At 70.7% G+C, this 11,808-nt stretch carries 9 protein-coding genes; 2 read left to right on the top strand and 7 right to left on the bottom strand.

Annotated features, from left to right (window positions below; translation table 11 throughout):
• Nucleotides 1–460 precede the first annotated feature (460 nt).
• The gene (locus tag ACFYMC_RS09860) at nt 461–643 is read right to left on the bottom strand and encodes a DUF6104 family protein (RefSeq protein WP_018892073.1); all 183 of its coding nucleotides are present in this window, start codon (nt 641–643) and stop codon (nt 461–463) included.
• Nucleotides 644–928: 285 nt separating this feature from the next.
• Between ACFYMC_RS09860 and ACFYMC_RS09855 the strand changes: the two genes are divergently transcribed.
• Nucleotides 929–2,134: an aKG-HExxH-type peptide beta-hydroxylase gene (locus tag ACFYMC_RS09855; RefSeq protein ID WP_388521534.1), complete on the top strand. Its 1,206-nt coding sequence runs from the start codon at nt 929–931 to the stop codon at nt 2,132–2,134.
• Nucleotides 2,135–2,235: 101 nt separating this feature from the next.
• Here ACFYMC_RS09855 and ACFYMC_RS09850 read toward each other — a convergent pair whose 3' ends face one another.
• From ACFYMC_RS09850 to ACFYMC_RS09830, 5 genes are all read right to left on the bottom strand, one after another.
• Nucleotides 2,236–6,087, bottom strand: a complete 3,852-nt coding sequence (locus tag ACFYMC_RS09850; protein ID WP_388521531.1) for a multifunctional oxoglutarate decarboxylase/oxoglutarate dehydrogenase thiamine pyrophosphate-binding subunit/dihydrolipoyllysine-residue succinyltransferase subunit — start codon at nt 6,085–6,087, stop codon at nt 2,236–2,238.
• Nucleotides 6,088–6,368: 281 nt separating this feature from the next.
• Complete coding sequence (locus tag ACFYMC_RS09845) at nt 6,369–7,439, bottom strand: ATP-binding protein (RefSeq protein ID WP_388521528.1); 1,071 nt, start codon at nt 7,437–7,439, stop codon at nt 6,369–6,371.
• On the bottom strand, nt 7,436–8,173 hold the full coding sequence (locus ACFYMC_RS09840) for a response regulator transcription factor (RefSeq protein WP_388521525.1): 738 nt from the start codon (nt 8,171–8,173) through the stop codon (nt 7,436–7,438). Before ACFYMC_RS09840 ends, ACFYMC_RS09845 begins: the two co-directional genes overlap by 4 nt.
• A gap of 120 nt (nt 8,174–8,293) precedes the next feature.
• A complete protein-coding gene (locus ACFYMC_RS09835; protein WP_388521522.1) occupies nt 8,294–8,971 on the bottom strand; it encodes a spermidine synthase in 678 nt (225 codons plus the stop codon).
• A gap of 83 nt (nt 8,972–9,054) precedes the next feature.
• Nucleotides 9,055–9,375, bottom strand: coding sequence for a hypothetical protein (locus tag ACFYMC_RS09830; protein ID WP_388521519.1), 321 nt, complete (start codon nt 9,373–9,375; stop codon nt 9,055–9,057).
• A gap of 1 nt (nt 9,376) precedes the next feature.
• Between ACFYMC_RS09830 and ACFYMC_RS09825 the strand changes: the two genes are divergently transcribed.
• Nucleotides 9,377–11,008 carry a hypothetical protein gene (locus tag ACFYMC_RS09825; protein ID WP_388521516.1) on the top strand — a complete coding sequence of 544 codons (1,632 nt, stop codon included), beginning with the start codon at nt 9,377–9,379 and terminating at the stop codon, nt 11,006–11,008.
• A 164-nt stretch (nt 11,009–11,172) separates the two neighbouring features.
• On the opposite strand, the gene ACFYMC_RS09820 is transcribed toward ACFYMC_RS09825, so the two are convergent.
• A complete protein-coding gene (locus ACFYMC_RS09820; RefSeq protein WP_388521513.1) occupies nt 11,173–11,742 on the bottom strand; it encodes a hypothetical protein in 570 nt (189 codons plus the stop codon).
• Between the last annotated feature and the right edge of the window lie 66 nt (nt 11,743–11,808).

Raw genomic sequence — 11,808 nt, 5'->3', positions numbered from 1 at the left:
ATCCAGGCCTCCCTCGCTCGGACGCAACACAACATATCGCGTCTCTGGGAAGACACGATATATCGTGGATGGTCTCGGTCAAGGAGCGGATGTCTCCCAGGGGAGTCCCTCCACGGCGAAGCATCCAGGCGCGTGCGACCGATGCCCTTCGCAGTGTGGTGCGGTGGGCGAGCTGCCGCACCCGCCCCCGCTCGGGAGCCCGCGGGGATCCTCGAAGACCGGTGGCGGTTCGCGGGCGCACCAGCGGGCGACTCCGCGAGGCGCGGCGGCTTCGCCGCCGCTCGACGGGTCGCTGGGGCGGGCCGACGACCGCTTGCGCACCGCCCGGGCCCGGCCCCCCTCCGGGACCAGGGCGCCTCCCGGCGCCCAGCGGGGGAAGGCCGGATGCGGGCCGGGACCCCGCTCCAGCCGTACTCGCACACAAAGGCCCCGCGGGGCCCCCGTGGAGCCGCGGTGGTGGCTACTCCTCGTCGTCCTCGTCGTCCAGCCGGGCCAGCCAGGTCGCCAGACGCTCGACCGGCACTTCGAAGTCCGGGTTCAGATCGACGAAGGTGCGCAACTGCTCGGCGAGCCACTCGAAGGTGATCTCCTCCTCGCCGCGCCGCTTCTCCAGCTCCTCGATACCGCGATCGGTGAAGTACAAGACCGACTCCGTGCTCGTGTGTGGGGACGTTCCACGCCAGGATATGCCGCCCCGCCAAGCCCCCGTCGGCAGCCGCCCGCCCCACGAGCACGGGCTCCGCAGGTCGGCCGATGCCTCACTCAACACCATCGCACTCCAAGTCCTTTGACCGCTTTCCGCCGTTAGTCGGCTGCTTCCGGCGGGCAGGGATGGGAACGTCCGTAGCGGGGAGGAACAGCTGATGGACGCGAGAGGCATACCCGCCGCGCCGGCAGCGATGCCGGGCACCGGCGGAGGCGGGCGATCGTGACTCCCTGGCCACAGCCCCCCGGCCACGAGCTGTTGCGAGCCATCGCCGGCGGTGAACCGGACGCGGCCGGTACCCGGTTGCTCCGGGCGACCCGGCACGCCAAACGCCGCAGACAGTTGGCAGCCCTCGCCGAGGCCTCTGACGGCGGCGAGCACGCCGACCACTGGGCACTCCTGGCGGAGGCCGAGGACCATCACCCCGAGGCCGTCCACGACGTGCTGCACTATCCGGCCGTCGGGGGATGGGCCGAAGAGACCCTGCGGCGTCTGCGCTCTCGTGACAACGGCCCCCCACCGGACTTCGACCGCCTCGGTGCGCTGGCCGTCGCCGCGGCCGTGCGCGGCGGGCTCTCCTTCAAGGCCGTGCTGCGACACGGGGGGCCCCTGTCGCTGCCCACTCTCGGGTCGCTGCGCGCCCCCCGCCCCGGTCCCACCACCCTCACCGAGCGCTCCTGGGACCCGGACGACCCGGAAACGCGGGTGCTCCACGAGTTGCCCGGTCGCCACGTCGCCCTCGACGACCTCGACCCGTACCGCGCTCCCGGCGCACCCGAGGGAGTCAACGCCGCCCGGCGCCTGACCCCGCGCGGGCACCGACGCTGGGACGCGCAGTGGTCCGCGGCCCGCAGCCTGCTGGAACGCTACGATCCCGAGCGCGCCGTGGAGAGTGCCCTCCTGTTACGCAGCCTGGTGCCGCTCGCCAGCACCTCCAGCGTGTCCGCGGCCACTTTGCCCACCGTCCCCGGGGCACTGTTCGCCCGCGGCCAGCAGCCGCTCGCCCTGGCGGCGACGGTGGTCCACGAGGTGCAGTACGGCAAGCTGGCCGCCCTCAAGGACACCGTCGCCCTGTACACCGTCGAACCCGCCGACCTCTACGTGCTGCCCTGGCGCGGCGCACAGCCGCGCCCGCTCGCAGAGCTCCTGCACGGCGCGTACGCGAGGCTGGCGCTCGCCGGGTTCTGGCAGCGCGCCGCGCTGTGCGGTGCCCGGGCAGCCTGGGCTCGGCACGCCCGCTGCCGGGCCCAGGTCTCCATCGCGCTCGGTGACCTGCTGGCAGCACCCCAGCTGACCGAAGACGGGCGGGAGTTCGTCACGTCCATGGCGGTGGCGGAAGCTGCCATGGACGCCCAGGCGCCGCCCGGAGACCAGGTCGCCCGGGCTCGCCGGACGCTGGAGCAGCAGCGACGGGACTGCCTGGGGTAAGGCGGCTCGCCGTATGCGCGGGACGCCGGAAGGCCCGGTCCCCTCAGCGTTCGCTGGGAACCGGGCCTTCCCGATCGTGCTTCGGATCCTCTTGACCGCCGTCAGGCGTCGAAGACCTCGCTGACGAGCTGCTGCTGCTCCGCCTGGTGGCGCTTGGCGGAGCCGACGGCCGGCGAGGAGGAGTGCGGGCGGGAGATGCGGCGCAGCCGCTCGCCCGCCGGGATGTCCGCACCCACCGCGAGGTCGAGGTGGTCGATCAGGTTGAGCGCGATGAACGGCCAGGCGCCCTGGTTGGCCGGCTCCTCCTGTGCCCACAGGTACTTCTCGGCGTTCGGGTACTTGGCGATCTCGGCCTGGAGCTCCGCACCCGGCAGCGGGTACAGACGCTCAAGGCGGATGATCGCGGTGTCCGAGGCGCCGCGCTTATCCCGCTCGGCGGCCAGGTCGTAGTAGACCTTGCCGGCCGTGAAGACGACCTTGCGGACGGCGCTCGGCTCCACCGAGTCGTCGCCGATCACCGGGCGGAAGCCGCCGGTGGTGAACTCCTCCGCCTTGGAAGCCGCGGCCTTCAGACGCAGCATCGACTTCGGGGTGAAGACGACCAGCGGCTTGTGGTGCGGGTTGTGGACCTGCCAGCGCAGCAGGTGGAAGTAGTTCGACGGCAGGGTCGGCATCGCGACCGTCATGTTGTTCTGCGCGCACAGCTGGAGGAACCGCTCCGGGCGGGCGGAGGAGTGGTCCGGGCCCTGGCCCTCGTAGCCGTGCGGCAGCAGCAGGGTGACACCGGAGGTCTGGCCCCACTTCTGCTCGGCCGAGGAGATGAACTCGTCCACGACGGTCTGGGCGCCGTTGACGAAGTCACCGAACTGAGCCTCCCAGAGCACCAGGGCGTCCGGGCGGGCCAGCGAGTAGCCGTACTCGAAGCCCATGGCCGCGTACTCGGAGAGCAGCGAGTCGTAGACGTTGTACCGGGCCTGGTCCTCGGAGAGGTACAGCAGCGGGGTGTAGTCCTCGCCGGTCTCCCGGTCGATGAGGACCGCGTGGCGCTGGCCGAAGGTGCCGCGGCGGGAGTCCTGGCCGGACAGCCGGACGGGCGTGCCCTCCATCAGCAGCGAACCGAAGGCGAGGGTCTCGCCCATACCCCAGTCGATGGTGCCCTCGTCGATCATCGACGCGCGGCGCTGGAGCTGCGGCAGAAGCCGCGGGTGGACCGTGACGTGGTCCGGGACGTTGACCTGGGACTCGGCGATCCGCTTGACGACCTCGGCCGACACCGCGGTGTCGATCGAGACGGGGAACTGTGCCTGCGCCTCGGGGACGTGGGTGGGCGCCGGCTGCGAGGACGCCTCGCGGACTTCCGCGAAGACCTTCTCCAGCTGCCCCTGGAAGTCCTGCAGGGCCTGCTCGGCTTCCTCCAGGGTGATGTCGCCGCGGCCGATGAGGGACTCGGTGTAGAGCTTGCGCACCGAGCGCTTCTTGTCGATCAGGTCGTACATCAGCGGCTGGGTGAAGGCCGGGTTGTCCGATTCGTTGTGGCCGCGGCGGCGGTAGCAGATGAGGTCGATGACCACGTCCTTGTTGAACGCCTGACGGAACTCGAAGGCGAGGCGCGCCACGCGGACCACGGCCTCCGGGTCGTCGCCGTTCACGTGGAAGATGGGCGCCTCGATCATGCGGGCCACGTCGGTGGAGTACATCGAGGACCGCGAGGACTCCGGGGCGGCCGTGAAGCCGACCTGGTTGTTGATCACGATGTGAACGGTGCCGCCGGTGCGGTAGCCGCGCAGCTGCGACATGTTCAACGTCTCGGCGACCACACCCTGACCGGCGAAGGCCGCGTCACCGTGCAGGGCCACCGGCAGCACCGTGAAGTCGGTGCCGGCCTTGTTGATGATGTCCTGCTTGGCGCGGGCGATGCCCTCCAGAACCGGGTCAACCGCCTCCAGGTGCGAGGGGTTCGCGGCCAGCGAGACCTTGATCTGCTCGCCGTCCAGACCGGTGAAGGTGCCCTCGGCGCCCAGGTGGTACTTGACGTCACCGGAGCCGTGCATGGACTTCGGGTCCAGGTTGCCCTCGAACTCGCGGAAGATCTGCGCGTACGACTTGCCGACGATGTTGGCGAGGACGTTCAGTCGGCCGCGGTGGGCCATTCCGATGACGACCTCGTCGAGGCGGGCCTCGGCGGCCGAGTCGATGACGGCGTCCAGCATCGGGATGACCGACTCGCCGCCCTCCAGGGAGAACCGCTTCTGGCCGACGTACTTCGTCTGCAGGAAGGTTTCGAAGGCCTCGGCGGCGTTCAGGCGGCGCAGGATCCGCAGCTGCTCCTCGCGCTCGGGCTTGGAGTGCGGACGCTCGATGCGGTCCTGGATCCACTTGCGCTGCTTGGGGTCCTGGATGTGCATGAACTCGATGCCGGTGGTGCGGCAGTACGAGTCGCGCAGCACTCCGAGGATGTCACGCAGTCGCATCATCGACTTGCCGGAGAAGCCGCCGACCGCGAACTCGCGCTCCAGGTCCCACAGGGTGAGCCCGTGCTCGGTGATGTCGAGGTCCGGGTGCTTGCGCTGCTTGTACTCCAGCGGGTCGGTGTCGGCCATCACGTGGCCGCGGACCCGGTAGGAGTGGATCAGCTCGAAGACCCGGGCGGCCTTGGTCACGTCGTCGTCGTGCGAGGCGTCGATGTCCCGGAGCCAGCGGACCGGCTCGTACGGGATGCGCAGCGACTCGAAGACGTCGTCGTAGAAGCCGCTCTCGCCGAGCAGCAGGTTCGCGACGATGCGCAGGAATTCGCCGGAGGCCGCGCCCTGGATGACCCGGTGGTCATAGGTCGAGGTCAGCGTCATCACCTTGGAGATGCCCAGCTTGTTCAGGGTGTCCTGGGAGGTGCCCTGGAACTCGGCCGGGTAGTCCATGGAGCCGACGCCCATGATGACGGACTGTCCGGGCATCAGCCGCGGCACGGAGTGGACGGTGCCGAGGCCGCCGGGGTTGGTCAGCGAGACCGTGACGCCCGTGAAGTCATCCATCGTCAGCTTGTTGTTGCGGGCCCGGCGGACGATGTCCTCGTAGGCCTGCCAGAAGCCGAAGAAGTCGAGGGTCTCGGCCTTCTTGATGGCGGCCACCACCAGCTGGCGGTCGCCGTTGGGCTTGACCAGGTCGATGGCCAGGCCGAAGTTGACGTGCTCCGGCTTGACCAGGGTCGGCTTGCCGTCCTTCTCCGCGAAGGAGTAGTTCATCGAGGGCATGGCCTTGAGGGCCTGCACCATCGCGTAGCCGATGAGGTGGGTGAAGGAGACCTTCCCGCCCCGGGCGCGCTTGAGGTGGTTGTTGATGACGATGCGGTTGTCGAAGAGCAGCTTCACCGGGACGGCGCGCACGGACGTGGCCGTGGGGACGTCGAGGGAGGCGTTCATGTTCTTCGCGACCGCGGCGGCCGGGCCGCGCAGGGTGACGAGCTCGGGCCCCGCGGGCGCCGTCGTGGCGGCGGGCTGGGCGGGGGCAGCGGGCTTCACAGGCGCGGCGGGGGCCTGGGAGGTGACAGTCACAGCAGAGGCACCAGACAGCGTGGCAGGAGCAGAGGCAGGAACAGCAACAGGGGGCTCGGTGCCCTCGACGGGCACGGCGGGGGCCGGGGCGGTACCGGCCTCACGGGTGACGGGCCGGAGCGCGGTGGGGCCGGCTGCCCCCGCGGCGGCCGACTCCGGGGCCGTGACGGCCGAGGTGGCTGCGGGCGTCTCCGGCTTCGGGTCCGCCTTCACCGCGCCTGCGGCGCCGGACTTGTAGTCGGCGAAGAAGTCCCACCAGGCACGATCGACGGAGTTCGGATCCTGGAGGTACTGCTGGTAGATCTCATCGACGAGCCACTCATTGGCGCCGAACCCGGCGGCGGGGTTCTTCCCGCCGTCTCGTTCGGGCGTGGTGCTCGGGTTACTCGGGGACTGTGGCGACACGGCGGCAACCGCCCTCTTCCGCTTCACAAGGTGATGGACAGCGGGAATAAAGGCTACGCCTCTATGGCCGGGAGATGCAGACCGGGCGGGACTTACGTCGTGCAAGTCACATTGAACCGCGGGTTTCGTCACATGAAATGGCGGGAAACAAGCGTGGTTCCTCGGCTGTGCGGGTAGGCGGTACCGCGGCGCGGCCCGCTCGGCCCGCACCCCCCGTGGGATCCCTGGCACGTGTGGCCGAGATCATGTTCCCTCCACTCGAACCCTACGCGATCCGAGCGTCAACCGAGAGCCTCTGGCCTGCCCGGAAGGGTGACCTGGATCCGGCAACCACGTGCTGATTCGGCCACTCCGATGCGGCCCCCGTGAAGATCCACCGCCCAGCGGGCGATCGCCAACCCCAATCCGGTGCCACCGTCACCCGAGGAGGCGCTGCCACGGTTGAAGCGTTCGAACACACGATGCCACTCCGACTGGGGGATACCCACGCCCTCGTCCAGCACTTCCAAGGACAGGCTCTCCGGTTCCGCGCCGCGCCGCGCCCGCACCGTGACACGACCGTGCGGCGGGCTGTGCTTGACCGCGTTGTCGATGAGGTTGGCCACCACCTGGTGCAGCCGTTCCGCGTCCGCGTAGGCGGTCAGCGTGGCCGGGAACACGTCCAGGTGCAGGTGGACGTCCTTGCGGGCGCGGTTGCCGGCGTCGGAGACCAGCCCCCGGCGGCCGGCCGCCAGCCCCGCCTCCTTCAGCACCTCCGACAGGTACGGCCAGACCTCGAAGGGCGCCGCGCGTAGCGACACCACGCCGTTGTCCAGCCGGGACAGGTCCAACAAGGTCTCCACCAGGCGGCCCAGCCGCTCCGTCTGCTTCAGCGCTATGCCCATCGTCTCCGGATCAGCCGCCGAAACCCCGTCCACCACGTTCTCCAGGACCGCCCGCAAGCCGGCGATGGGGGTGCGCAACTCGTGCGAGACGTTGGCCACCAGTTCGCGACGGTGCCGGTCAACGGCCTCCAGGTCCTCTGCCATGCGGTTGATCGTCACCGCGAGGTCACCCAGCTCATCCCGCCGATCGGCGCCACGCACCCGGCGCGTGTAGTCACCGTGTGAGATCGCCCGGGCGACCGTGGTCATCTCGTCCAGCGGCGAGGTCATGCTGTGCGCCACGAACTGGGTGATCAACATCGAGGCGATGATCGAGAAGACCGTGATGAACCGAAGCTCGGTCTCCGTGCGCAGGGCGACCATCAGCAGCCCGGTGGTGATGAACACCGAGACCACGACGAGCCCGCCCAGCTTCGTTTTGATCGAGAAGGAGAAGGGGCGCAGCCGCGCCCGCGGCGGCCGGTTCACGGCGTCGGCGTCTCCAGGGCGTAGCCCACTCCGTGCACGGTCCGGATCCACCCGGCCCCGATCTTCCTGCGCAGCGCCTTGATATGGCTGTCCACCGTCCTGGTCCCCGAGGCGTCGGCCCAGTCCCACACCTCCGCGAGCAGCGTCTCCCGGGACAGCACCGCCCTGGGGGTGCCCGCCAGGCAGAGCAACAGGTCGAACTCGGTGGGCGTCAGGTGCACGTCCTGCGCCCGCACCCGCACCCGGCGTTGGGCGTGGTCGATCTCCAACTCCCCCAGCCGCAGGGTGCCGCCGGCCGGGGCAGTGGCGGCCTGCGTGGCGCGCTCCACCCGGCGCAGCAGCACGTGCACCCGCGCGGCCAACTCCCGCATGGAGAACGGTTTGGTCATGTAGTCGTCCGCGCCGACGCCGAGTCCCACGAGCATGTCCGTCTCGTCGTCACGCGCCGTGAGCATCAGCACCGGAACCGGGCGGCGAGCCTGGGCCCGGCGACACACCTCCAGTCCGTCGAAGCCCGGCAGCATCACGTCCAGGACCAGCAGGTCCGGCAACCAGGACTCGGCCGCGGCCACCCCGGCCGGGCCGTCGGGGGCGGTCTGCACCAAGAACCCCTCGGCGCGTAGCCGCGCGGCGATGGCGTCCACGATGGTCGGATCGTCCTCGACGATCAGCACCCGACGCTGGGTGCCGGGGAGCCCCGGACCGCCGTTCCGCGTGGTGTGTGTCTGCTCCATCGCCCGCCCCTGGGAGTCGCCTGCAGCTACGCCCGCGGCGCAAACAAACGCCGTGCCGCGTCTTCGTGGAGCAGAGTAGAGGAGCGGCAGGCCGGCGGCCATGAGGGGGCGACGCTCCGCTCAGCCGGGCCGACGAGCCAGGTGGACCACGTCCGCAACCCCGCGCTCGACCGGCACCTCGATGCTGCGCACCGCACTGAAACCGGCGTCGCGCAACGCCTGCTCGAACCGGGGCGAGGGCTGCGCTGACCAGACGGCGAGCACCCCGCCGGGTGTCAGGCGCTCCAGGCAGCGGCCGAGGCCGGCGGGGGAGTACAGCGAACCGTTGCCTTCGGTGACCGTCCAGTCCGGGCCGTTGTCGATGTCCAAGCAGAGCGCGTCGTACTCCGTGGGCGAGTTCCACAGGTGGTCCACCAGGTCCGTGACGAGGACGTCCGAACGAGGATCGGCGAGGGCCGCACCGGTGATCGAGGCCAGCGGGCCGTGACGGTGCCAGTCCACGACGGCTTGCTCCCGCTCGACGACCACGATGCGGCCCCAACGGGCGCAGGCCGCGGCGCGGACCAGAGAGAAGCCCACGCCGAGGCCTCCGATGAGGAGCGCTGGTGCCGCCGCATGCGGGCCGAGCGCGGCGAGTGCGGCGTCGATCAGGAGCCGCTCGGAACGGCCGTCGGAGGTGTCCATCAGGAAGCAGCCGTTGGCGATGATCTCGTACTGCTCCCCGCGTTGCCGCAGCACCACTTCACCGAACGGCCCCTGGCGCCGCTCCACGGTGACCGAGCTGACCGATGCGGACATGCGCGCTCCCTCCCGTGCACCCGTCTTCGAGGTACCACACGCACCAACGAAGGCGGGGCGCCCGGGGTTCCGGCGAGCCGGCCTCAGCGACCGTCCCGATGGGGCACCGCCGCGATGATCCGCCGCAGCGCGGGCGCCGGCAGGGGGTCGGAGGTGACCACTCGGTGCCCCTCGTAGGTGATGGTGTAGGTGATGGCGTCGAAGACCGAGCTGCCCCCTCCGGTGCGCTGCGGCGGCAGCGACCGGAAGTCGGACTCCTCCAGCGCGGCCCGTAGTTCGGCAAGCCGGGCTGGTGAAAGGCGACCCGCCCCGGCGGGCTTTCCACCGGAACGCAGCGTGTAACTGCCGTCCTCGTTGACCACCACGCTCTCCTGAAGCCCCGCGAACCCCCCGCTCGTCGCCACGGTGACCAGGCTGCGGCCGGCCGGCACCGGGGAACCGGTGGCCGAGGGTGCCGGGGCGGCGGAAGTCGAGGGAAGAGGAGACGGATCGTGCGGTGCGGCTGTCGAGCCGTCTCCCGAGCACCCCGCGGTGATCACCGCCAGCACCAGGATCCCGGCGCCCCGCCTGCTCCTGACCACACCCCACCCCCGTCGTCGCCGGGCCGAACAACGAGTATGGAGCCACCGCCCCGCTCGCGTCACGACCCCGGAGGCCGTCATCAGAGGGATCCCGTCAGCACCCCTGCGGCTGCTGCCCGCCGCCCTCGCCCTCGCCCTCGGTCTGTGGGGCATAGACCGGGACCACAGCCTGTGGCGCGACGAATCCGTCACCTATCAGGTGGCGCACCGTCCCCTGGGCGCGATCTTGGAACTCCTCGGCAACGTGGACGCCGTCCACGGCCTCTACTACCTGCTGATGCATGCGGTCTTCGCCTTCGCCGACGGCCCCGCCGACTCCACCGGTGGGCTGCTCCTGCTGAGACTGCCGTCCGTCCTGGCCGTCGCGCTGGCAGCGACCGGTGTCAGCGAGATCGGTCGTCTCCTGGCCGGGCCGGCGACCGGAGGATGGGCCGGCGGGCTGTTCGCCGCGCTCCCACCGGTGCAGATGTACGCGCAGGATGGCCGCTCCTACGCCCTGGTGGCCGCGGCCGTGGTGTGGGCGACGTACCTGATGCTCCGACAGGCCTGGGCGGGATACACCCTCGTGCTCGGCCTCGCGTGCTGGCTTCACGAGTTCGCCGCGCTGGTGTTGCTCGCCCACGCAGTCACCCTGCGCCGCCCGCCCCCCGGGTGGTGGCGGGCAGCCGCTGGGGTGATGGCCCTGATCCTCCCGCTGGCCTACGTCAGTGCCCGGCAGGCCGGGCAGCAGTTGGGCTGGCTCGGTCGGCCCAGTTGGACCGACTGGCTGACCTACCTGGTGGTCGCGGCGCTCGGCCTGGTCCTGACCCATCTGGTCGAGGCGCCGCAGCTCGTCCGGCTCGCGCTTCCCCTGCTGCTGGTGCCCGCCGGTCTGCTGCTTCCCCTCTCCTTGCTCCACCCCTGGTATGTGGACCGGTATGTCCTGTACTCCCTGTCCGGGATCGCGTTGCTGGGGGGAGCGGCAGCGGCGCGGCTGCGCCATCGACGGGTGTCGGCCTCGCTGGCGGCCTGCTTGGCGTTCGCGGCGCTGCCCTGGTCCTTGTGGCTGCGCACCCCCGACAGCCGCAAGGACGACGTTGCGGCGGTGGCCGCCGCGGTCCGCGCCCAGGCCCGTCCCGGGGACGCCGTGCTGTACCTGCCCGCCCGTCGCCGAGAATGGCTGCTGTCCTTCCCGGACGTCAGGCAGGGGCTGGTCGACCCGGTCCTGGACCGCTCTCCCGCCGGCTCGAACTCCCTCCAGGGGGCAGAACTGGACGCCGAGGCGATTTCCGAGCGGTTGCGCTCCGTACCGCGGGTGCTGGCGCTGACCGACCCGCCCGACCAACCCCTGGACCCGTTCCCCTTCGAGGCGGCCAAACGGCAGGTCCTGGCAGCCGACTTCCGCGTGTGTTCCTCCACCGAGGTGCGCGGGGCCCAGGTGGTGCTCTACGCCCGCCCGGGCCGCTGCGCCGGGTGACCACCGAACGGTCTCCGCGAGCCGGGGGCGGCGTTTGTCCAGTTCGGCTGGAGGCTGCATCGTCGGCGGTCGTGACCCGAGAGGTGCAAGGTCCCTGTGCGACCGACGCTACGGTCATACAGGGTGACCTTGCACCTTCGATGCCGTGCCCCGTGGCCCGGTACTCAGTGGCCGCCGCGCGGCTCGAAGCAGCCGGTTTCCAGGAATCGGCCGTTGACCTTGACCTGGTAGTTGGTCGATTGCACGAAAGCGGTTACACAGGCGTCACGACCGACGTTGAGGGCGACGCTGGCACCTGGGTTGCTGCCGGGGTCGTGGGCCCGCACGAAGAGCGTTCCGCGCCCCTCTTCGCTGTCCGGTCCCTCATCGCGGTAGCCGAGCTTGAGTAGCTCCGTACGCACCCGCTCGGTATCCCAGGTCTTGGCCTTCCAGAGCCGCTTGAGGACGGGCTCGATGCGGGCGGCTGCCGCGCGGGCGGCCTCCTCGGAGGCGGGGGACATCTTCTTGGGGATCTTGAAGCCGTTGTTCTCCCGGTAGTGCGGGGCTCCGTCGTGCCCGTCGGGCTCCACGTTGCCTCGTGCGGGGCCGGTGGGCGAGGGCGACAGGGAGCCGCTGCGGCTCGGGGCGGAGTCGGCCGCTGTCGCCCCTGTGTGCTGCTGGCCGCAGGCGGTCAGCGACAGGGCGGTGCCCAGGAAGAGGCACGCGGCAACGTAGTTGGGTCTCGATATCCGCATGAGGAGGAGCCTGCCACTGAGTCGACGTGGGCAGCACCCGCTTACGAAACCGCAGCCGCACGCAGG

Source organism: Streptomyces sp. NPDC006879, assembly GCF_042869595.1.
GTDB lineage: Bacteria > Actinomycetota > Actinomycetes > Streptomycetales > Streptomycetaceae > Streptomyces.
The sequence above is the reverse complement of the archived record's forward strand: the minus strand, read 5'-3'. Positions and strand labels throughout refer to the sequence as shown.